The organism is Kitasatospora sp. NPDC059973, assembly GCF_042737525.1.
Classification (GTDB): Bacteria; Actinomycetota; Actinomycetes; order Streptomycetales; family Streptomycetaceae; genus Kitasatospora.
This window is the reverse complement of sequence record NZ_JBHWUI010000067.1, coordinates 1-19,454: the sequence shown is the minus strand read 5'-3', so window position 1 is coordinate 19,454 and position 19,454 is coordinate 1. Positions and strand designations below refer to the sequence as shown.

The following is a 19,454-nucleotide window of genomic DNA, read 5'->3' as shown; positions in this document are numbered from 1 at the left end:
GCGGGCCGTTCCCCGCGGCCATCCTGGACGCATGACCAGCCCTGAGAACGCCCCCGCCCCGAAGGCTCCGGCCGCCGCCCCCGGAACCGTCGGCACCCCCGACGCCGTCGTCCCGGACACCAAGGACTGGACCTGGGTCCTGGAGCGGGCCTGCCCGGACTGCGGCCTGGACTCCGGGGCCGTGGCCCGCGAGGCCGTCCCCGGGCTGATCCGGGCCAACGCGGAGGCCTGGGTGGCGGTCCTGGCCGGTGACGGTGAGGCGCTGCGCCGGCGGCCCCGCCCGGAGACCTGGTCGGGCCTGGAGTACGCCTGCCACGTGCGGGACGTCTTCCGACTGTTCCACGTCCGGCTGAACCTCATGCTCGACCGGGAGGGCCCGGACTTCCCGAACTGGGACCAGGACGAGACGGCCGTCGCCGAACGCTACGGGGAGCAGCGGCCGGACGCCGTCGCGGCGGATCTGGCCGCGGCGGCGCGGATCCTGGCGGACGCCTTCGAGCGGGTCACGGACGAGCAGTGGCGGCGCACCGGCAACCGCAGCGACGGCGCGCGCTTCACGGTGGAGTCGTTCGCCCGCTACCTGGTCCACGACCCGGTCCACCACCTCTACGACGTGACGGGCGAGCGGGTCTGATCCACCGGTCGCGGGTCCGGGCGCCGGTACGCGGCGCGGCGGCCCGGCGCGAGGGCTCGGCCGGGGTCACCAGCCGGAGGCCTCACGCAGCATGGTGCGGCGGAGTCGGCCGGCCACGCTGGCGGTGTCGGTGCCGATGACATCGGCGATCTCGGGTGCGGCGAGGCCGACCACGTAGTGCAGGATCGCCAGGTCGTCGTCGGCGGCCGGGTGGTCGGGTCCGGGCCGGCGGGTGTGCTCGCCGACCGTGCCGCGCAGGATCTGCCAGGCGTGCGCCGTGGGGTTGGAGCTGCCCAGTAACTCCCGCCAGTGGACGGCGATTTCGGCGAAGGCCTGTTGGACCGCGCCGGCCGCCTCGGTCTGGTCCGGCAGCCATACCCGGGCGTAGCTGAGGTACCGCGGTCGGTGCAGCTCGCAGAAGGCCGCGAACTCCAGCGGTACGGCAGGCGGTTCGTCGAGCCCCGGGGGAGGCTCGGCGGTGCTGTCATGACGGTTGGTCATCTCGGCTTCTCGGCAAGTGAGATGGGCTTCTGACGGTCGATCATCTGTGCTCACTCTACGGTAGGCGCTCGGTGCGCTGGGTGACCAATCGGATTGAATGCCCGGAACGCACCGCCGCTCGGCCGGTTCCGGCGGTGGCCGGATGCGGGCGAGCGGACGGCAAGGTGGTGCGGGGCCGGTGGTGGAGTGGGGCGCAGTGGTGCGGCAGGCGCGGATCTGAGTGCGTCGTGGCCGGTCAGCGGGGTGGGGCGAGGGAGTCGCGGGGCGGTTGATGAGCCACCGTAGGCGGTTCGGCGGCTCACGTCCACGCCATCGGCGTGAAGCCGCACGCGCGCAACCGGTCGCGCGCGTGGCGGGCCTGGGCAGGTGTTCGGACGGTCCCCGGGGCGGGTCGGCGAAGGGGTGGTGCGCTCGCGCCGCCGGGGGGCGGTGCCGGGTGGGAGCCGGCCGGCCGGGAGGGGTCGCGTGGGGCCGGATGGGGCCTGACGGAGTCCCCGGTGCAGCCCTGTGGGGCTGTGCGTACTGGGCGGGGCTGTGCGGTGCTGTGCAGAGCTGTGCGGTGCTGGGCGGAGACGGTGGGGACGGGTGGACCGGGACCGGGATCGGGTCGAAGCGGTGCGGTCGAGGCGGCGGGGCGGGCGGTCCGGCCCCCTCCGGCCGCCCTGTCCGTGTCGGTGGCGCTCCGGCGCCCGGCGCGCGGGCGCGTGACGCGGGTCGCTCGTCCGAGCGAACGTCAGCCGGTGCGCCCGGCCTCGGACGTGGTGATCCGGCCGTCCGCCGCGGCGGCCCGTCCGAGCTGGGCGGGAAACGCCTCGACGGCCCGCCGCCGGGCCAGTTCGGCCGCCGCCGCGGCGGCTCCGGCGGCGCTCGCGCTGGCGGCCGGGTCCGGCCCGGTGGGGTCGTCGGTCCGTCGTTCGCGGCCGACCGCGATGCGGGCGGCCTGGTCCTCGGCCGCCTGTCTCGCGGCCAGGTAGGCCTGGACGGCGGCCATCCCGTAGACGGGCTGGATCAGCTGGTGGCCCTTGAAGAAGGGCCTGGCCGGGGCGAATCCGGCGGCGACCACCAGGTCGCGGATCTCGGCTATCTCCGCCTCGCTGCGGGCGGTGAAGCGAACCTCCCAGCCCTTTTTGTACGTATGGCCCTGTTCGCCGCTGCGGCGGGCCGGGTCCGGCCGGCGGACGTATCCGGGCAGGCGGCCAAGGCGGAGCTGGGCCGCGCGGAGGCCGGCGGTCTCGTCACGTGACATGCACCAAGAGTAGGCAATCCGGGGAGTGGGAGTGACGTCCGGACGCGCTTCATCGTATGCCCTTGGTCACGCACGGTCAGACACCCTGGTGGTCGATCGGCATCGATCAATGATGACAAGTATATGAACGCCTATTACGCCGAATGAGTGAGGGTATGAGGACTTTAGTGCGGGCTGGTCCCGGTTTCGCGACGGTTGGGTAACAGTGCGTCAGGTGGCCGATGGTCGGTGCGGGCGGTTGGGGATGGTGTCGGCATGAGCTACCGGATCCCCTCGCCGCCGCCCTCCCTGGAGGAACTGGCGAAGCGTCAGCAGAACGTCATCACCGCCAGCCAGCTGCGCGCCCGGGGCGTGCCGGCCCGGGTGGTCACCGAGCACTGCCGCCGCGGCGGCCCGTGGCAGCGGCTGCTGCCCAGGGTCTACCTCCTGCAGTCCGCCGAGCCGACCCCGGAGCAGCGGATGTGGGCGGCCCTGCTCTACGCCGCGCAGAACGGGCGCGAGGAGGGCCGCCGGGAGGGGGCGGTGATCACCGGGACGGCCGCGCTGGCGCTCTACGGCTTCGCCGCCGTGCCCCGGCTGCCCGCCGTCACCGGGGTGGACGTCCTGGTGCCCCGCCAGCGCCGCCTGAAGGACGCCGGCGGGGTGCGGATCCGGCGCACCGAGCGGGAGTTGGTCGCCAGCTCGGTGCACGGCCTGGCCTGCGCGCCGGTCGCCCGGGCGGTCGCCGACGCGCTGCGCGAGTGGACGGCGGACGGCGCCGCGCCGGCGTTCGGCGAGGGCGTCGCGCTGCCGGTCCGCGCGGTGCTGCGGGAGGCCGTGGCGCGCCCCGGCATCCGCTGCACCGTCCGGGAGTTGGTCGCCGAGCTGACCGAGTCCGGGCTGGCCGCCGACCTGCGGGTGCGGGCCGCGCTGGACGAGCTGCTGGCCGCCGAGCGGGAGGCGGTGCTGGAACGGGTCGGCGCCCTGCTGGACGAGTGGCTGCTGCCCGCCCCGCTGACCGGTCCCGAGCTGCGGATGCGCGGCGGCACCTACATCGCCGTCCCGGACCTCTACTGGCCGCGGTCGGGGGTGGCGGTGGAGGTCGACTCCGAGCTGCGCTGCGTCAGCGAGGGGGAGGCCGCCTGGGTGCGCGCCGGCCAGCACCGGATGGAGTACCTCGGGGTCCGGGTGGTCTACCTCTCCGGTGCGCGGCTGGCCGACGAGCCGGAGGCCGTCGGCGCCGAGCTGCGCGAGGCCTTCCGCCAGGGCGGCACCGACGTGGTGGAGCTGCTGGTCACCGAGCGGTGAGCCGGCGCCGCCCCGGGGCTCAGCCCCGAACCGTCGGCGTCCCGACCAGTTCGACGCCGGCCGCCCGCAGCTCCTCCAGCGCGGCGGCGGTGGTCCGCGGCGACACGCCGGCCGTGAGGTCGAGCAGGATCCGGGTCGCGAAGCCCGCCCGGACCGCGTCCAGCGCGGTGGCCTTGACGCAGTGGTCGGTGGCGAGCCCGACCACGTCGACCTCGCTGACCTGACGCTCGCGCAGCCACTCGATCGGGCCGCGGTTGTTCTCGTCGACGCCCTCGAATCCGCTGTACGCCGCCGCGTAGGCGCCCTTGTCGAAGACCGCCTCGATCGCGCCGGAGGTGACGGAGGGCGCGAAGTTGGGGTGGAAGCCGACGCCCTCGGTGCCCGCCACGCAGTGCACCGGCCAGCTGTTGACGTAGTCCGGGTGGTCGGAGAAGTGGTCGCCCGGATCGATGTGGTTGTCGCGGGTCGCGAGGACGTGCTGGTAGCCGGCGGGGGACTCGGCGATCAGGTCGGTGATCGCGGCGGCCACCTCGGCCCCGCCGGCGACGGCCAGGCTGCCGCCCTCGCAGAAGTCGTTCTGCACGTCGACGACGATCAGTGCCCGGTGCATGGCTTGCATCCTCGGTGGTGTGGTGGGGGCGGTGCGCTGGTTCTCCGCGCTTCCGGTGGAACTCTACGGTCGACTGTAGGCAGTGGCACCCGGTGGCGGAAGGCCCGGGGAGCGCCCGGGCCCTCCGCCGCCGGTCGTGCGGCCCGCGCCGACCGGCGGTCAGACGATCAGTTCGGTCGGCAGCACCGGGTCGCCCTTGGACAACTGGGTCGCCGACAGCGGCAGCCCGGCCAGGGCCCGGACGAGCCGCTCGCGCGCCGCGCCGAGCGGCTCCCGGCCGACCACCTCGCCGGCCCGCACCAGCGGTACCTGAAGGAGGTGCGGTTCCAGCTCGGCCGGGATCGGCCCGGTGCCGACCACCTCGGCCTCGGCGACGCCGTCCTGGTCGGGGCGGCGGGCCGCCCACTTGCGGCCGCCGACACTGCTCTTGGCGCCCGCCGAGCGCTTGGCGACCGGCAGCAGCGGTCCGTCCGGCACCTGGGCGCGGGCGACCAGCTTGTAGACCATCGCGCAGGTCGGGTGGCCGCTGCCGGTGACCAGGCTGGTGCCGACGCCGTAGCCGTCGACCGGGGCGGCGGCCAGCGCGGCGATCGCGTACTCGTCCAGGTCGGAGGTGACGATGATCCGGGTCTTCTCGGCGCCGAGCTCGTCCAGCTGACGGCGGACCCGGTGGGCCAGCAGGGTGAGGTCGCCGGAGTCGATCCGCACCGCGCCGAGCTCGGGGCCGGCCACCTCGACGGCGGTGCGCACGGCCTCGCGCAGGTCGAAGGTGTCGACCAGCAGGGTGGTGCCCCGGCCCATCGAGGCGATCTGCGCCCGGAACGCGCCCCGCTCGTCGTCGTGCACCAGGGTGAAGGCGTGGGCGGCGGTGCCGGTGGTCGGGATGTCGTAGGTGAAGCCGGCCTCCAGGTCGGAGGTGGCCGCGAAGCCGGCCACGTACGCGGCGCGGGCGGCGGCCACGGCGGCCTGCTCGTGGGCGCGCCGGGCGCCCATCTCGATGCACGGGCGGCCGCCGGCGGCCGCGGTCATCCGGGCGGCGGCGGCCGCGATCGCCGAGTCGTGGTTGAGGATCGAGAGGATCACCGTCTCCAGGATCACCGCCTCGGCGAAGCTGCCCTCGACGGTGAGCAGCGGCGAACCGGGGAAGTAGACCTCGCCCTCCGGGTAGCCGTGGATGTCGCCGGTGAACCGGTAGTCGGCCAGGAAGCGCAGGGTGTCCTCCTCGACCACGCCCTGGCCGGCCAGCCAGTCGAGCTGCGCGCTGGTGAAGCGGAAGTTCTCGACGGCGTCGAGCACCCGCCCGGTGCCGGCCATCACGCCGTAGCGGCGGCCGGCCGGCAGGCGGCGGGTGAACACCTCGAAGACGGAGCGGCGGTGCGCGGCTCCGCTGCGCAGGGCGGCCTGCAACATGGTGAGCTCGTAGCGGTCGGTGAGGAGCGCGGTCGAACCGGCCGCGCGCACTGAAGTGGCGTCCATGGGGATGATGCTACTACCACTTAGCGTCAGATTGACGATTTCTCGTCGGGGGTCTTCGCGGACGCCGGGCCGGAATCGCCCGGAGGTTCCCCGGATGGCAGCATGGGGGCTGAAGGGGTATGTGCGGGAAGAACGGCGAGGAGGACCCAGCGGTGAGTGTCGCGCCCGTGGAGATCGAGCGCCCGGAGGTCGAAGGCCTGCCGGTGGCGGAGCCGGACACGCCCTGGGTGACCATCGTGCACAACGACCCGGTCAACCTGATGAGCTACGTCCAGTACGTGTTCCAGGCCTACTTCGGCTACCCGAAGGACAAGGCCCGGAAGCTGATGATGGAGGTGCACAGCAAGGGCCGGGCGGTGGTCTCCAGCGGGTCCCGCGAGGAGATGGAGCGCGACGTGCAGGCCATGCACGGCTACGGACTGTGGGCCACGCTGCAGCACGACTGACCCGCGGACCGCGTCCCCGCACCCCACCGAAGACGACGAAGACGGGCTGACCGATACAGATGGCTGGGTTGTTCGAGAGTGCCGGCGGCGGGAGCGCGGCGATCGCGCTGGACGAGCTGGAGGCCTCCATCCTGCGCTCGCTGGAGGTGCAGATGCTGGAGCTGATCGGACCGGGCCCGGGCGGGGACTCCGACGACCCGCTCGCCGCGCTGTTCGCCGACGGGCCGACCGAGGCCCCCGCCGACCCGGCGCTGGCCCGGCTCTTCCCCGACGCCTACGGCGACCCGGAGAAGCCGGACGACGCCGAGGCCAGGGAAGCCGCCCGGGAGTTCCGCCGCTACACCGAGCTGGACCTGCGGGCCCGCAAGCGCGAGGACGCGCTGCAGGTGGTCCGCGCGCTGGACGGTCTCGGCGGCGAGGGCGGCGTGCTCAAGCTGGCCGCCGCCGACTGCCTGCGCTGGCTGGGCGCGCTCAACGACCTGCGGCTCACCCTGGGGGTGCGGCTGGAGGTCGAGGAGGAGGACGAGCAGGGCCTGTACGACCTGCCGGACAGCGACGAGCGCAAGCCGCTGGTGATGGCCTACCTGTGGCTGGGGGCGCTGCAGGAGTCGCTGCTGGAGGCGATCGCGGACTGATCCCGCCCCGCCGCCGGGCCGCCGTGACCCCCCGTCCGCATGCTGGACGGGGGGTCACGGCTTTTCCGCTCAAAACGGGCGGAATCATATGACGACATGCTCAAATATCGCTCAGATGAACACCGCTATCCGGAACCTGCGTGGTACGACTGCTCCACCCCACGAGACCCACCCAGGACGGTGCACCATGGCCGAACAGATCTACGACGAGGTCGTCGACTCCAAACCGGACGAGGAGGGCTACGAGCGGGGTCTGGGCAGTCGCCAGATCCAGATGATCGCCATCGGCGGCGCCATCGGCACCGGGCTCTTCCTCGGCGCCGGCACCGCGATCTCCAAGTCCGGACCGAGCCTGATCCTCTCCTACGCCGTGGCCGGCGTGGTGATCTTCGTGATCATGCGGGCTCTCGGCGAGCTGCTCACCTACCGCCCGGTCGCCGGCAGCTTCGCCGAGTACGCCCGGGAGTTCCTCGGCCCCTTCGCCGGCTTCGTGACCGGCTGGACGTACTGGCTGTTCTGGGTGGTCACCGGCATGGCCGAGACCACCGCCGCCGCCGTCTACGTGAAGTTCTGGGCGCCCGGCATCCCGCAGTGGCTCAGCGCGCTCACCTTCCTGGTCATCCTCTACGGGGCCAACCTGATCTCGGTGAAGCTGTTCGGCGAGATCGAGTTCTGGTTCTCGATGGTCAAGGTCACCGCCATCATCGGCATGATCCTGATCGGCATCGGCGTGCTGACCCTCGGCTTCAGCGACGCCGGTGACACCGCGTCGATCACCCACCTCTGGGACAACGGCGGCTTCTTCCCCAAGGGGATCGGCGCCACCGTGATGACCCTGCAGATCGTCATGTTCGCCTACCTCGGGGTGGAGCTCGTCGGGGTCACCGCCGGCGAGAGCGAGAACCCGCAGAAGACCCTGCCGCGCGCCATCAACACGCTGCCCTGGCGGATCGCGCTCTTCTACATCGGCGCCCTGGTGATCATCCTGTCGCTGGTGCCGTGGACCGAATTCCAGCCCGGCGTCAGCCCGTTCGTCGCCGCCTTCGGCAAGATCGGCATCCCCGCCGCGGCCGGCATCATCAACTTCGTGGTGCTCACCGCGGCGCTCTCCTCCTGCAACTCCGGCATGTACTCCACCGGCCGGATGCTGCGCGACCTCGCCCTGCGCGGCCAGGCCCCGGGCCGGCTCACCAAGCTCAACTCCCACCGCAGCCCCGCCGTCGCGATCACCCTCTCCTCGCTGCTGATGGGCGCCGGCGTGGTGCTCAACTACCTCGTCCCGGCCAAGGCGTTCGAGTACATCACCTCGGTGGCCACCGTCTGCGGCCTCTGGACCTGGGCGGTCATCCTGGTCTCCCAGATCCGCTACCGGAAGGCCTGGAAGGGCGGCCACCTGCCGCCCCCCGGCTTCAAGGCGCCCGGCGGCCTCTGGAGCAGCTGGGCCGCCCTCGGCTTCCTCGCCCTGGTGATCGTCCTGATCGCGCTCGACAAGGACAACCGCATCTCGCTGTACGTCTTCCCCGGCTGGGCCGTCCTGCTCGTGGTCGGCTACCAGGTGCTCAAGCGCCGCCGCCCGCAGGCCGTCCACGCCGTCGCCCACGACCACCTGCACGCCCGCAACGGCAACGGCGGCGGCCACTGAGCCGCCCGCCGTCCGCCTCCCGGACCGGCGCCGACCACGCCCCGGACGCCCCGGCGGACACCCGCCGGGGCGTGGCTATCCTGACCGCATGCTGACCATCACCCGAGAACTGCGCGACGCCATCGTCGCCCACGCCCGCGCCGACCACCCGGACGAGGCCTGTGGCGTGGTCGCCGGACCGGCCGGCAGCGGACGGCCCGAGCGGTTCGTCCCGATGCTCAACGCCGCCCGGTCGCCCACCTTCTACGAGTTCGACTCGGGCGACCTGCTGAAGCTCTACCGCGAGATGGACGACCGGGACGAGGAGCCCGTGATCGTCTACCACTCGCACACCGCCACCGAGGCCTACCCCTCGCGCACCGACGTGAGCTACGCCTCCGAGCCGTTCGCCCACTACGTCCTGGTCTCCACCGCCGACGGCAACGGCCCGGACGACCCGTACCAGTTCCGATCGTTCCGCATCGTGGACGGCGCGATCACGGAGGAAGACGTCCAGGTCGTCGAGGCCTACCAGCCCTGACCGGCACCCCCCTGGGCGCGGCCCGCCGACCGTCCGAGCGACGGCGGCGGGCCCTGCCGTCTCAGCCACAGAAACGGAAACATCCGGATTCCGAGACGGGCATGTCGGAGCGAGCCCGGGAATCTATACGATGAGCCCATGCGTTCCGTCGATGTGAGCACTCAGGCCCCGGGCACCCGCCTCGTGGCGCGCCTGCACGTCGACCTGTGCCGGCTCGCCAGCGCGATCTGTCCCGGCACGCCGGCGCGCTCGCGCTGAGCCGCCCGCCCAGGCCCGCCGCACGCCCTGCGCACCGGGCCGGACCCGACCTGCCGCGCCCGCTGCGGCCCACCCACCTCACGACTCGCACAGGAGCGCACCCATGGCCATCGAGGTCCGCATCCCGACCATCCTCCGCACCTACACCGACGGCGCCAAGGCCGTCGAGGGCACCGGCAGCAACCTCGGGGAACTCTTCCAGGACCTCGACGCCCGCCACCCGGGCATCGCCGCCCGCCTGCTGGACGGCGGCGAGCTGCGCCGCTTCGTCAACGTCTACCTCAACGACGAGGACGTCCGCTTCCTGGAGGGCATCTCCACCGCCCTCGCCGACGGCGACAGCGTCACCATCCTGCCCGCCGTGGCCGGCGGCGCCCGCTGACCTCCGGCCCTCCCGCCCGCCGGCCGCGCGGGCGGGAGGACCGCCGCACCCGACCCTCACCGCCGTTGCCGGAGGCACCCCTTGCGTTACGACAGCCCGCTCGAAGCCGTCGGCAACACCCCGCTGGTCCGCCTGCCCCGACTCTCCGCCGCCGTCCCCGGCAACACCGACGGCCTGGTGACCCTCTGGGCCAAGCTGGAGGACCGCAACCCCACCGGCTCCATCAAGGACCGCCCCGCGCTGCACATGATCGAGCGCGCCGAGGCCGCCGGGCTGCTCACCCCCGGGTGCACCATCCTGGAACCCACCAGCGGCAACACCGGCATCTCGCTCGCCATGGCCGCCAAGCTCAAGGGCTACCGGATGGTCTGCGTGATGCCGGAGAACACCAGCGAGGAGCGCCGCGAACTGCTGCGCATGTGGGGCGCGGAGATCATCCCCTCACCGGCCGCCGGCGGCTCCAACACCGCGGTGCGGATCGCCAAGGAGATCGCCGCCGAGCACCCCGACTGGGTGATGCTCTACCAGTACGGCAACCCCGACAACGCCGGCGCCCACTACGCCACCACCGGCCCCGAGATCCTCGCGGACCTGCCCTCCGTCACCCACTTCGTGGCCGGCCTGGGCACCACCGGCACCCTGATGGGCGTCGGCCGGTTCCTGCGCGAGAAGGTGCCCGGGGTGCGGATCGTCGCCGCCGAGCCCCGCTACGACGACCTGGTCTACGGCCTGCGCAACCTCGACGAGGGCTTCGTCCCCGAGCTGTACGACGCCGAGGTGCTCACCACCCGCTTCTCGGTCGGCTCCGCCGACGCCGTCCGCCGCACCCGTGAACTCCTCCAGCAGGAGGGCATCTTCGCGGGCGTCTCCACCGGCGCCATCCTGCACGCCGCGATCGGCGTCGGCCGCAAGGCCGCCACCGCCGCGGAGCGCGCCGACATCGTCTTCGTCGTCGCGGACGGCGGCTGGAAGTACCTCTCCACCGGCATCTACACCGCCGAGTCGACCGAGGCCGCGGTCGAGGCCCTGCAGGGCCAGCTCTGGGCCTGACGAAGGCTCCGGGGCCCCGACGAGGGCTCCGCGCCCCGCGAGGGCTCCGCGCCCGACGAAGGCCCGGGCCTGACGAAGGCTCCGGGCCCGTCCCTCCGGCCCGGACCGGCCCGGCCGGACGCCCCTAGCCCGAGACCGCCTGCCGGGCCCGGGCCCAGATCCGCCCGTCGACCACACCCGCCCGGCGGCGGAAGGCCGAGAGCGGCACCTCGCGCAGCTCGTCGGTCTCCAGCCAGCTGGTCCGCCCCTGGCGGTCGCCCACCGAGCCGGGCGGCAGCGCCAGTACGCCCGGCCGCTCCGCGTGGTGCTTGCTGGTGATCTTCGCGACGGTCGCGGTCCGGCCGCCGACCCGCAGCACCAGGCAGGGGCGGTCCTTCGCCCCCGGGCCGTCCTCGAACGGCACCTCCGCCCACCAGATCTCCTGCGGCGCCGGGCCCGGGCGCCCCTTCGCCGGGCGCGGCCGCGGCGCCGGCCGGGTCGGCGCGGGCCCGCCGCGCGCCCGCCGCACCAGCACCGACACGACAACGGCCAGCAGCGCGGCACCCGCCACGGCCAGCAGCACCCAGAAGCCAGTCATGCGCCAGACCGTACCCGGCACCCGGCCGGCCCCACCACCACGACGGCTGTGACAGTCGGGCATTTATCCGTTCCCTGCTCCCGGTTCGTCACGGAATGACCACGGAGTCCGTTGTGCGCCGGATGCCGCTCCCGGGGCCCGGAAAGCTGATCACGCACGTCCCCCCTGCACCCCGAGGTGACCCGTGAGCCGCAGCACCGACCTGTGGTCGTACGCCGAGATCGCCCGCCACATCAACGTCCAGCCGGAGACCGTCCGCAACTACCGCCGGCACGGCCTGCTCCCCGACCCCGATGCCGTCGACGGCAACGGACACCCCCGCTGGCACCCCGACACGATCAAGGCCTGGGCCCGCCGGCGCCCCGGCCACCGCTGAACCACCGCACCGAGCCGCCCCCGGCGTTCTGGTGATTCCAGCCACAGCCCGGCACGGAGACGGGGGCAAAGTGCCCCTCCGCCCTTACTCTCGACACGCGAACGCAGTGCTACCCGCCGGTTCACCGGCCGGTACTGCCATTGACCAGCAGCAGCCGAAACGTGTCGGGGCGGAGGGGCTCGGATGAAACTGACCGTGGTGGGGTGCTCGGGGAGCTTCCCGTCCGCCGACTCGCCGTGCTCCAGCTACCTCGTGGAGGCCGACGGCTACCGCGTCGTACTCGACCTCGGCAACGGCGCGCTCGGCGCCCTGCAGAAGTACGTCAGCCTCTACGAGGTCGACGCCGTCCTGCTCAGCCACCTGCACGCCGACCACTGCGTCGACCTCTGCGCCTACTGGGTCGCCCGCAACTACCGGGCCGAGGGTTGCCCCGACCCGTTGCCCGTCTACGGCCCGGCCGGCACCGCCGAGCGGATGGCCCGCGCCTACGACATGCCCGAGAACCCCGGCATGAAGGGGGTCTTCGACTTCCGGACCCTCACCCCCGGCGCCTTCGACCTCGGCCCGTTCCGGATCGAGGTCGCCCAGGTCAACCACCCCGTCGACGCGTTCGCCTTCCGGCTCGAACACGCCGGCCGCGCCCTCGTCTACTCCGGCGACACCGGCGAGAGCGCCGCCCTCGTCGAACTCGCCCGCGACAGCGACCTCTTCCTCTGCGAAGCCGCCTACATCGACGGCCGCGACACCTACCGGGCCGTCCACCTCAACGGCCGCGAGGCCGGCGAACACGCCACCGCCGCCCGCGCCCGCCGGCTCGTCCTCACCCACATCCCGCCGTGGACCGACGCCGAACACAACCGCCGGGACGCCGCCGCCGCCTTCGCCGGACCGGTCGACATCGCGAGAGCCGGCGCCGTCTACGACCTCTGAACGCTCACCCCACCGGCGTCAGCCAGCGCCGGTAGCGCGGGTCCTCGCCGGAGACCGCCGCCTCGTACGCCTCGCGCAGCCGCTCCGTGACCGGGCCGGGGGAGGACGGCAGCTCGCGGTCGTCCAGTGACCGCACCGGCACCACCCCGGCCGCCGTCCCGCACAGGAACACCTCGTCCGCCGCGTACAGGTCCGAGCGCAGCAGACCCTCCACCCGCACCGGCACCCCCAGACCGGCGGCCAGCTCCAGCACGGTGTCCTGGGTGATCCCCTCCAACGCGCCCGCGCTCGACGGCGGCGTCCGCAGCACCCCGTCACGCACCAGGAACACGTTCTCGCCGGTGCACTCGCTCACCGAACCGTCCGACCCCAGCAGCAGCGCCTCGTCGTACCCCGCGTCGCTCGCCTCCCGGCGGGCCAGCACCGAGTTCAGATACGGCCCGGTCGCCTTCGCCGCGGGCGGCACCGCGTTCGGGTCGTTCCGCCGCCAACTGCTCGTCTTCACCCTGATCCCACCACCGCTGTCCGGCAGTTGGGACTGCCACTGCCAACTCGCGATCGCCGTGGTGGTGGGCGAGAAGCGCATGTCCAGGCCCATCGAGCCGTACCCCAGGAACGCGAAGTGCCGCAGATAGCACGACCGGTGGCCGTTCGCCCGGACCAGCTCCACCGTCGCCTTGGTCAAATCCTCCACACTGTAGGGGAGTTCCATCCGCAGCATCCGCGCACTGCGGTCCAGCCGGCGCAGGTGCTCGGGCAGCCGGAACACCGCCGGACCGTCCGCCGTCTCGAACACCCGGGTGCCCTCCAGCACCCCCGTGCCGTAGTGCAGGCCGTGCGTCAGCACATGCGTCCGCGCCTGCTGCCAGGGCACCAGCGCGCCGTCCATCCAGATCGTCGAAGCCTCGGGAAGAGCCATGGCCCCATCCTGGCCGCCGCCGGACCGCGGCCGGGCCCTCCCGGCGCTGCCGCAACCGGACATGACCGGGAGCGGAACCGGCCCGCCGCCCCGCCCCTCGGAAACCCCGGCCCGCCGCCCTGCCCCTCGGAAACCCCGGCCCGCCGTCTCGCTCCTCGGAAACCCCGGCCCGCCCGCGCCCGGCCTCACTACGCTGCGCCGATGGAGCGCATGGAGAGTGCGGCGCGGGCCGACCACCCCGCCGGCGGCCCCGACCGCGACGCCACCCGGCTCTACGCCCGGCTGCTCGCCGAACCCGGCCGTCCGGCCGCCGACCTCGGCCTCGGCTGGGACGAGCCCCGCCTGGCCGCCGCCACCGCCGAACTCCGCGCCCTCGGCCTGCTCCAGCCCACCGCGGCCGCCGGGGCGGACGGCACCGGCGCGGCCGGACACGCCGCCGTCTCCGTCGACACCGCTGTCCGCCAGCTGCTGCTCGACGCGGACACCCAGGTCACCGCCCTCGTCGAGGCCCTGGGCCGGGCCCGCGACTCCGTCGACCGCCTGCACACCGGCTACCTGCCGGTCCAGCACCGCCGGCCCGGCGGCGCCGCCCTCGAGCTCGTCCGCGGCGCCGACCGGATCGCCGCCCTGCTGGAGGACGCGGCCCGCGGCGCCCGCACCCGGGCTCTCTCCCTCCGGCCCGGCCAGGACCTCTCCGGCCCGGCCCTGGCGGGCAAGCTGGCCCGCGAACGCCTCGCCCTCGACCGCGGCGCCGCCCTGCGCTCCGTCTACCCGGCCGCCGTGCTGCGCCGGCCCGCCGTGCTCGCGCACGTCCGGGAGCTGACCGGGGCCGGGGCGCGGATCAGGGTCGCGCACTCGCTGCCGCTCCGGCTGATCGTGGTCGACGCCCGGCTGGCGATCCTGCCCGCGCCGGGCGACCTGTCGGACGAGGTGTCCGAGGACGGGCCGGACGCGGCCGCTCCCCGGGTCCGGGGCCGTGCGGAGACCGCCGTGGTGGTCCGCGAGCCGGCCCTGGTCGCCCTGGTCGCGGAGCTGTTCGAGTACTTCTGGTCGGCGGCCTCGACCCCGCCGGAACTGCATCCGGGGGCGGCGGGGAGGACGGACCGTCATGACGTGGTGCTGCGGCTGCTCGCGGCCGGGCTGACGGATGCCGCGATCGCCCGGAAGCTGGAGGTCTCCGAGCGGACGGTGCGCCGGCTGGTCGCCGAGCTGACCGCCGACCTGGGCGCGGAGAGCCGCTTCCAGGCCGGCGTCCACGCGGCCCGCCTCGGCCGGATCTGAGGCCGTTCCGGGCGGGGTGCCCGCCCGTCCGAGGCGCTCAGCGCCGCCCGGGGACGGGCAGGCCGAGGTGGTCGCGCAGGGTCGTCCCGGTGTACTCGGTGCGGAACACCCCGCGTTCCTGGAGCAGCGGCACCACCTGGTCGACGAAGTCGTCCAGGCCGCCCGGGGTGAGGTGCGGGACGAGGATGAAGCCGTCCGCCGCGTCGTTCTGCACATAGGCGTCGAGCTGCTCGGCGACCGCCGCCGGGGTGCCGATGAAGGACTGCCGGCCGGTCACTTCGATCACCAGCTCGCGGCTGCTGAGCCGCTTCTCGGCGGCGACCGCGCGCCACCGGGCGGCGATCTCCAGCGGGTCCCCGATCCTGGTCCGGCCCTGGACGACGGTGCTGTCGACCACCGGGTCGGCGGTGGGCAGCGGGCCGTCCGGGTCGTGGTCGGACAGGTCGATGCCCCAGACCTGCTCCAGGTAGGCGATGGCGGTCCGCGGTCCGACCTGGGCGCGGCGGATCTCGGCGGCCCGCTCGGTCGCCTCCTCGTCGGTGTCGCCCAGGACGTAGGTGACCCCGGGCATGATCTTCAGCTCGTCCGGCTTGCGCCCGTACGCGGCCAGCCGGCGCTTGACGTCGGTGTGGAAGGCCTGGCCGGCGGTGAGGGTCGAGTGCCGGCTGAAGATGATGTCGGCGGTGGCGGCGGCGAACTCCCGGCCCTCGTCGGAGTCCCCGGCCTGGATCACCACCGGGTGGCCCTGCGGCGGGCGCGGCAGCGGCAGCCGGCCCTCGACGTCGAACTGCGGGCCGCTGTGCCGGACCAGCCCGCCGTCCCAGAACTCCCGTGCCAGCTGGACGAACTCGGCGGCTCGGGTGTACCGGTCGGCGCGGTCGAGGAAGCCGCCGCGGCGGAAGTTCTCGCCGGTGAAGGCGTCCGAGGAGGTGACCACGTTCCAGGCCGCCCGGCCGCCGGAGAGGTGGTCGAGCGACGCGAACCGGCGGGCCAGCTCGTACGGCTCGTTGAAGGTCGCGTTGACGGTGGCGGCCAGGCCGAGGTGGGTGGTGACGGCGGCCAGCGCGCCGAGCACGGTGATCGACTCGGGCCGGCCGACCACGTCCAGGTCGTGGATCAGGCCGTTGACCTCGCGCAGCCGCAGGCCCTCGGCGAGGAAGAAGAAGTCGAACCGGCCGCGCTCGGCGGTCTCCGCGAGGTGGCGGAAGGAGGCGAACTCGACCTGGCTGCGGGACGCCGGGTCGGTCCAGACCGTGGTGTTGTTGACGCCGGGGAAGTGCGCGGCGAGGTGGATCTGCTTCAGCGGTCGGTCCGTCATCGGGTCACCTCGGCGTGGGCGGCGGCGGTCGCCGTGGGAGCGGCGGGAGCGGGAGTGGCGGGGGCGTACCGGTTGGCCGGGCGGGCCAGGCCGAGGTGGTCGCGCAGGGTGGTGCCGGTGTAGCCGGTGCGGAACAGGCCGCGCTCGCGCAGGGCCGGGACGACGTGGTCGGCCACCGCGGCGAGGTCCCGGGCCGGGTCGGCGGGGACGAGGTGGAAGCCGTCGACGCCGCCGCCGCCCTCGGTGACCTCCCTGATCAGCGCGCTGATCGAGGCGCCGTCGGGGAGGTCCGCGGTGAGCCGGGCGAGGATCCGCAGGCCCTCGCCGGCCCGCAGCCGCAGTTCGGTGGCGGCGGTCAGCCGGGCCGCCGGGCCGGGGGCGTCCAGCAGGACGACGTCCGCGTACCGGGCGGCCGTCTCCACCCGGGCCCGGCCGCCGGCGGGGGCGTCCGGGGCGAGGTCGGCGGCGGAGACCGGGACGGCGATCACCGGTCGGCCCTGGGGCGGCCGAGGGGTGATGGAGGGGCCGCGGACCGAGAAGTGCGGGCCCGTGAAGTCGATGTAGTGCAGCTTGTCCCGGTCGATGAACCGGCCGGTGGCCACGTCGCGGATCTCCGCGTCGTCCTCCCAGCTGTCCCAGAGCCGCGCGGCGACCTCGGCGGCGTCGGCCGCCTCCGCCCAGAGCTCGTCGGCCGGGGCGACGCCCTTGCGCCCGAAGGCCCGGGCCTGCGCCTCGGTGTCGGAGATCCCGATCAGCCAGCCGGCCCGGCCCTCGCTCACCCAGTCCAGGGTGTTGACCGATATCGAGGTGTGGAACGGCTCGGTGTGCGTGGTGGTGACGGTCGGGACCAGGCCGAGCCCCCGGGTCAGCGGCGCGAGCCGGGCGAAGGTGGCGAGGGCGTCGAGCCGGTGCGGCTCGGGTGCGTAGGAGTCGTCGAGGGTGACGAAGTCGAGCGCGGCGCGCTCGGCGTGGCGGGCGAGGGCGGTGAAGTGCCCGGCGTCGAAGCGGCCGGGGCTGTCGACGGCGGCGGACAGGTGCAACTGGCGCGGCATGGCGTGGCCTTGACTTTCCTCGTGCGTGCGCGGCTTCATCTTCGGTTCGCGCACGGGACGCAGCTGGGTACGTGGCGGTGGCCCGGGTACGGGCCGACACGAGAGGCGGGGAAGCGGGGGCCGGGGCGCGGCGGGAGGTCAGCCGGGCGGCGGCGGGGGGAACGGACGGGTCAGGCGCAACACGCGGCCGACCACACACGACCGAAGTCGATGTGGCAGCGGCTGACCAGGATGCGCGGCGCGTTCACCGCCTCAGTTGACCAGCGCGGTCGCCGGTTCGTCAACCGTCGTCCCACCGGCCGGGCGGTGGCCGCGGGCCGGGCCGTGGGGTGGTGCGGGTCGTTCCTCGGCGTCAGGCCTTGGTGACGTCCTCGATCTCCTCGTCGTCCTCGCGACCGGGGGTCTTGAGGTTGAACTTGACGATCGCGAAGCGGAACAGGAAGTAGTACAGCGCCCCGAACACGAGACCCAGCGGGATGATCATCCACGGGTCGGTGGCCTTGTTCCACGCCAGCAGGTAGTCGATCAGACCACCGGAGAAGGTGAAGCCGTCGTGCACGCCGAGCGCCCAGGTGACGGCCATCGAGACGGCGGTCAGCAGCGCGTGGATCACGTACAGGACCGGGGCGATGAAGACGAAGGAGAACTCGATCGGCTCGGTGACACCGGTCACGAAGGAGGTCAGCGCCAGCGAGAGCATCATGCCGGTGACGGCCTTGCGGCGGTGCGGCTTGGCGGTGTGGGCGATGGCGAACGCGGCGGCCGGCAGGGCGAACATCATGATCGGGAAGAAGCCCGACATGAACTGTCCGGCGGTCGGGTCACCGGCGAAGAAGCGGGTCAGGTCGCCGTGCACGACGGTGCCGTCGGGCTTGGTGAAGTCACCGGTCTGGAACCAGGCGTAGGAGTTCACGAACTGGTGCATGCCGACCGGCAGCAGACCGCGGTTGACCAGGCCGAACGCACCGGCACCGAACGCGCCGGCACCGATCAGGGAGTCGTTCAGGCTCTTGATGGCGTCGCCGATCGGGCCCCAGGTCAGGGCGAAGACCACACCGACGGCGGTGCCGACGAAGGCCATGATGATCGGGACCAGGCGGCGGCCGTTGAAGAAGCCGAGCCAGTCGACCAGCCGGGTGCGGTGGTACTTCTGCCACAGCACGGCCGAGAGCAGACCGATCACGATGCCGCCGAGCACGCCCGGGTTCTGGTACGTGGCGGCCGCGTCCTTGCCGGGCAGGACCTGGGCCTCGGTGACCGGGAACGCGGTCAGCACGTTCTTGTACACCAGGAAGCCGACGAGGGCCGCGAGCGCGGTGGAGCCGTCGGCCTTCTTGGCGAAGCCGATCGCGATGCCCACCGCGAACAGCAGCGGCAGGTTGTCGAAGACGGCGCCACCGGCGGTGTTGAACACCGCGGCGACCTTGTCCCAGCCGAGGCCGTCCTTGCCGAACACGTCGTCCTGGCCGAGCCGCAGCAGCAGACCGGCGGCGGGGAGAACGGCGATGGGCAGCTGGAGGCTGCGGCCGATCTTCTGCAGACCCTGCAGCAGGTTCTGGCCGAACTTCTTGGTGGGGCTTGGCGTGGCCGGAGCCGCGGCGGGCGCCGGTGCCTGCGCAGACTGACTCATGGGGGTGGGTTCCTAACGGCAGGGCGGGTCGGTCGGGGGGTAGGTGCACAGAGGGGCCGAACCGCGAACTGGTCTACACCACACGTGGTGTAGACCAGTTTTGTAGCACGGGTGGAGAAGGGGGGGAAGCCCTGAAAGCGGTGCTGGTGAGAAGCGCTATGAAATCGAAACCTACTTGCGGATCGACGATCATGATTACCCGCCGTGATTGGGATTTTGGCTATTTGCGCAACAAAAAGGCCGGGGCAACCCCCGGCGGGCCCGGCGACCCCCGGACGGACGGCCGGGAGGGCGGCGGCAGCGGGCGGGCGCGGGCGGCCGGACGCTCCCGCCGGGCGCCGTCCGTCGCCGGGCCGGGGGTCGCCGCGGGTGCCGGACGGCCGGGGCGCGGCAGGTGCCGGGCTCGCGGCGAGGGGCCGGTGCGATGTGCCGGACCCCCCTGGACCCGCCGCGGGTATTCGCCGCCGCATTGCGACCGGACTCGGCGACCGCCCTCGCCGGCTCGGAGAAACCAAAGGCGAAGCCGGTGGGCGAGTACGGTGACGCATTGCCGCGCGGTGCGCCGCGCGGCGGCGGTGATCTTCCCCCCACCCGGGGGGGCCCGGGTGGCCCCCTCCGACCGCGCCGCCCCGCCCCGGGGGGCGCCCGGCCGGGCGGGGGGGGGGGTGGGAAAACACCGCGGCC

21 protein-coding genes are annotated in these 19,454 nt (G+C 73.6%); 12 read left to right on the top strand and 9 right to left on the bottom strand.

The window, feature by feature from the left end:
* Positions 1-31 precede the first annotated feature (31 nt).
* The gene (locus tag ACFWA9_RS19660) at positions 32-634 is read left to right on the top strand and encodes a DinB family protein (protein WP_380388511.1); all 603 of its coding nucleotides are present in this window, start codon (positions 32-34) and stop codon (positions 632-634) included.
* A 66-nt stretch (positions 635-700) separates the two neighbouring features.
* Here ACFWA9_RS19660 and ACFWA9_RS19655 read toward each other — a convergent pair whose 3' ends face one another.
* Together ACFWA9_RS19655 and ACFWA9_RS19650 are read right to left on the bottom strand one after the other, a co-directional pair.
* On the bottom strand, positions 701-1,135 hold the full coding sequence (locus tag ACFWA9_RS19655; RefSeq protein ID WP_380388509.1) for an RNA polymerase sigma factor: 435 nt from the start codon (positions 1,133-1,135) through the stop codon (positions 701-703).
* A gap of 733 nt (positions 1,136-1,868) precedes the next feature.
* The gene (locus ACFWA9_RS19650) at positions 1,869-2,381 is read right to left on the bottom strand and encodes a hypothetical protein (RefSeq protein WP_352293203.1); all 513 of its coding nucleotides are present in this window, start codon (positions 2,379-2,381) and stop codon (positions 1,869-1,871) included.
* A 255-nt stretch (positions 2,382-2,636) separates the two neighbouring features.
* On the opposite strand from ACFWA9_RS19650, the gene ACFWA9_RS19645 reads away from it, so the two are divergent.
* Positions 2,637-3,668, top strand: a complete 1,032-nt coding sequence (locus ACFWA9_RS19645; RefSeq protein WP_352293201.1) for a hypothetical protein — start codon at positions 2,637-2,639, stop codon at positions 3,666-3,668.
* A 19-nt stretch (positions 3,669-3,687) separates the two neighbouring features.
* Here ACFWA9_RS19645 and ACFWA9_RS19640 read toward each other — a convergent pair whose 3' ends face one another.
* Together ACFWA9_RS19640 and ACFWA9_RS19635 are read right to left on the bottom strand one after the other, a co-directional pair.
* Positions 3,688-4,278 (bottom strand): isochorismatase family protein, encoded by a 591-nt coding sequence (locus tag ACFWA9_RS19640; protein ID WP_329487842.1) that lies wholly within the window; start codon positions 4,276-4,278, stop codon positions 3,688-3,690.
* A gap of 159 nt (positions 4,279-4,437) precedes the next feature.
* Positions 4,438-5,754 carry a nicotinate phosphoribosyltransferase gene (locus ACFWA9_RS19635; RefSeq protein WP_352293200.1) on the bottom strand — a complete coding sequence of 439 codons (1,317 nt, stop codon included), beginning with the start codon at positions 5,752-5,754 and terminating at the stop codon, positions 4,438-4,440.
* Between the two features lie 152 nt (positions 5,755-5,906).
* On the opposite strand from ACFWA9_RS19635, the gene clpS reads away from it, so the two are divergent.
* The 7 genes from clpS (at position 5,907) to ACFWA9_RS19600 (ending at position 10,687) form a co-directional block, all read left to right on the top strand.
* Positions 5,907-6,200 carry an ATP-dependent Clp protease adapter ClpS gene (clpS, locus tag ACFWA9_RS19630; protein ID WP_329487840.1) on the top strand — a complete coding sequence of 98 codons (294 nt, stop codon included), beginning with the start codon at positions 5,907-5,909 and terminating at the stop codon, positions 6,198-6,200.
* Positions 6,201-6,259: 59 nt separating this feature from the next.
* Positions 6,260-6,835, top strand: coding sequence for a DUF2017 domain-containing protein (locus ACFWA9_RS19625; protein WP_329487839.1), 576 nt, complete (start codon positions 6,260-6,262; stop codon positions 6,833-6,835).
* Positions 6,836-7,022: 187 nt separating this feature from the next.
* Positions 7,023-8,477: an amino acid permease gene (locus ACFWA9_RS19620; protein ID WP_329487838.1), complete on the top strand. Its 1,455-nt coding sequence runs from the start codon at positions 7,023-7,025 to the stop codon at positions 8,475-8,477.
* Positions 8,478-8,565: 88 nt separating this feature from the next.
* The gene (locus ACFWA9_RS19615) at positions 8,566-8,997 is read left to right on the top strand and encodes a M67 family metallopeptidase (protein WP_329487837.1); all 432 of its coding nucleotides are present in this window, start codon (positions 8,566-8,568) and stop codon (positions 8,995-8,997) included.
* A 138-nt stretch (positions 8,998-9,135) separates the two neighbouring features.
* Positions 9,136-9,255: a putative leader peptide gene (locus ACFWA9_RS19610; protein WP_327677307.1), complete on the top strand. Its 120-nt coding sequence runs from the start codon at positions 9,136-9,138 to the stop codon at positions 9,253-9,255.
* A gap of 103 nt (positions 9,256-9,358) precedes the next feature.
* On the top strand, positions 9,359-9,637 hold the full coding sequence (locus tag ACFWA9_RS19605; protein ID WP_030394231.1) for a MoaD/ThiS family protein: 279 nt from the start codon (positions 9,359-9,361) through the stop codon (positions 9,635-9,637).
* Between the two features lie 81 nt (positions 9,638-9,718).
* Positions 9,719-10,687, top strand: a complete 969-nt coding sequence (locus ACFWA9_RS19600; RefSeq protein WP_329487836.1) for a cysteine synthase — start codon at positions 9,719-9,721, stop codon at positions 10,685-10,687.
* A 124-nt stretch (positions 10,688-10,811) separates the two neighbouring features.
* Here the strand turns inward: ACFWA9_RS19600 and ACFWA9_RS19595 are convergent, their stop codons facing one another.
* Entirely contained in the window at positions 10,812-11,264 is a 453-nt protein-coding gene (locus ACFWA9_RS19595; protein ID WP_329487834.1) for a type II toxin-antitoxin system PemK/MazF family toxin, read from the bottom strand.
* 184 nt (positions 11,265-11,448) lie between these two features.
* Here ACFWA9_RS19595 and ACFWA9_RS19590 point away from each other — a divergent pair, with 184 nt between their 5' ends.
* Together ACFWA9_RS19590 and ACFWA9_RS19585 are read left to right on the top strand one after the other, a co-directional pair.
* Entirely contained in the window at positions 11,449-11,640 is a 192-nt protein-coding gene (locus ACFWA9_RS19590) for a MerR family transcriptional regulator (RefSeq protein ID WP_329487833.1), read from the top strand.
* A 183-nt stretch (positions 11,641-11,823) separates the two neighbouring features.
* The gene (locus ACFWA9_RS19585) at positions 11,824-12,570 is read left to right on the top strand and encodes an MBL fold metallo-hydrolase (RefSeq protein WP_352293196.1); all 747 of its coding nucleotides are present in this window, start codon (positions 11,824-11,826) and stop codon (positions 12,568-12,570) included.
* A gap of 4 nt (positions 12,571-12,574) precedes the next feature.
* Here the strand turns inward: ACFWA9_RS19585 and ACFWA9_RS19580 are convergent, their stop codons facing one another.
* A complete protein-coding gene (locus ACFWA9_RS19580; protein ID WP_380388503.1) occupies positions 12,575-13,489 on the bottom strand; it encodes a branched-chain amino acid transaminase in 915 nt (304 codons plus the stop codon).
* Between the two features lie 201 nt (positions 13,490-13,690).
* Between ACFWA9_RS19580 and ACFWA9_RS19575 the strand changes: the two genes are divergently transcribed.
* Positions 13,691-14,770, top strand: coding sequence for a LuxR C-terminal-related transcriptional regulator (locus ACFWA9_RS19575; protein WP_380388501.1), 1,080 nt, complete (start codon positions 13,691-13,693; stop codon positions 14,768-14,770).
* A 37-nt stretch (positions 14,771-14,807) separates the two neighbouring features.
* Here ACFWA9_RS19575 and ACFWA9_RS19570 read toward each other — a convergent pair whose 3' ends face one another.
* The 3 genes from ACFWA9_RS19570 to ACFWA9_RS19560 all read right to left on the bottom strand — a co-directional run bounded on the left by ACFWA9_RS19570 (position 14,808) and on the right by ACFWA9_RS19560 (position 18,770).
* On the bottom strand, positions 14,808-16,088 hold the full coding sequence (locus tag ACFWA9_RS19570; protein WP_380388499.1) for an LLM class flavin-dependent oxidoreductase: 1,281 nt from the start codon (positions 16,086-16,088) through the stop codon (positions 14,808-14,810).
* Positions 16,085-17,140, bottom strand: coding sequence for an LLM class flavin-dependent oxidoreductase (locus ACFWA9_RS19565; RefSeq protein WP_380388497.1), 1,056 nt, complete (start codon positions 17,138-17,140; stop codon positions 16,085-16,087). The genes ACFWA9_RS19570 and ACFWA9_RS19565 overlap by 4 nt, the downstream gene beginning before the upstream one ends.
* 352 nt (positions 17,141-17,492) lie before the next feature.
* Positions 17,493-18,770: a PTS transporter subunit EIIC gene (locus tag ACFWA9_RS19560; RefSeq protein WP_329487827.1), complete on the bottom strand. Its 1,278-nt coding sequence runs from the start codon at positions 18,768-18,770 to the stop codon at positions 17,493-17,495.
* Positions 18,771-19,454 lie beyond the last annotated feature (684 nt).

What these genes read in the sequence shown, in the direction of transcription:
- ACFWA9_RS19610 (WP_327677307.1), top strand. Translation starts at nt 9,136, where the DNA reads ATGCGTTCCGTCGATGTGAGCACTCAGGCCCCGGGCACCCGCCTCGTG.
- ACFWA9_RS19625 (WP_329487839.1), top strand. Translation starts at nt 6,260, where the DNA reads ATGGCTGGGTTGTTCGAGAGTGCCGGCGGCGGGAGCGCGGCGATCGCG.
- ACFWA9_RS19660 (WP_380388511.1), top strand. Translation starts at nt 32, where the DNA reads ATGACCAGCCCTGAGAACGCCCCCGCCCCGAAGGCTCCGGCCGCCGCC.
- ACFWA9_RS19605 (WP_030394231.1), top strand. Translation starts at nt 9,359, where the DNA reads ATGGCCATCGAGGTCCGCATCCCGACCATCCTCCGCACCTACACCGAC.
- ACFWA9_RS19595 (WP_329487834.1), bottom strand. Translation starts at nt 11,264, where the DNA reads ATGACTGGCTTCTGGGTGCTGCTGGCCGTGGCGGGTGCCGCGCTGCTG.
- ACFWA9_RS19585 (WP_352293196.1), top strand. Translation starts at nt 11,824, where the DNA reads ATGAAACTGACCGTGGTGGGGTGCTCGGGGAGCTTCCCGTCCGCCGAC.
- ACFWA9_RS19580 (WP_380388503.1), bottom strand. Translation starts at nt 13,489, where the DNA reads ATGGCTCTTCCCGAGGCTTCGACGATCTGGATGGACGGCGCGCTGGTG.
- ACFWA9_RS19645 (WP_352293201.1), top strand. Translation starts at nt 2,637, where the DNA reads ATGAGCTACCGGATCCCCTCGCCGCCGCCCTCCCTGGAGGAACTGGCG.
- ACFWA9_RS19635 (WP_352293200.1), bottom strand. Translation starts at nt 5,754, where the DNA reads ATGGACGCCACTTCAGTGCGCGCGGCCGGTTCGACCGCGCTCCTCACC.
- ACFWA9_RS19655 (WP_380388509.1), bottom strand. Translation starts at nt 1,135, where the DNA reads ATGACCAACCGTCATGACAGCACCGCCGAGCCTCCCCCGGGGCTCGAC.
- ACFWA9_RS19565 (WP_380388497.1), bottom strand. Translation starts at nt 17,140, where the DNA reads ATGCCGCGCCAGTTGCACCTGTCCGCCGCCGTCGACAGCCCCGGCCGC.
- ACFWA9_RS19650 (WP_352293203.1), bottom strand. Translation starts at nt 2,381, where the DNA reads ATGTCACGTGACGAGACCGCCGGCCTCCGCGCGGCCCAGCTCCGCCTT.
- ACFWA9_RS19560 (WP_329487827.1), bottom strand. Translation starts at nt 18,770, where the DNA reads ATGAGTCAGTCTGCGCAGGCACCGGCGCCCGCCGCGGCTCCGGCCACG.
- ACFWA9_RS19615 (WP_329487837.1), top strand. Translation starts at nt 8,566, where the DNA reads ATGCTGACCATCACCCGAGAACTGCGCGACGCCATCGTCGCCCACGCC.
- ACFWA9_RS19640 (WP_329487842.1), bottom strand. Translation starts at nt 4,278, where the DNA reads ATGCACCGGGCACTGATCGTCGTCGACGTGCAGAACGACTTCTGCGAG.
- ACFWA9_RS19575 (WP_380388501.1), top strand. Translation starts at nt 13,691, where the DNA reads ATGGAGCGCATGGAGAGTGCGGCGCGGGCCGACCACCCCGCCGGCGGC.
- ACFWA9_RS19620 (WP_329487838.1), top strand. Translation starts at nt 7,023, where the DNA reads ATGGCCGAACAGATCTACGACGAGGTCGTCGACTCCAAACCGGACGAG.
- ACFWA9_RS19570 (WP_380388499.1), bottom strand. Translation starts at nt 16,088, where the DNA reads ATGACGGACCGACCGCTGAAGCAGATCCACCTCGCCGCGCACTTCCCC.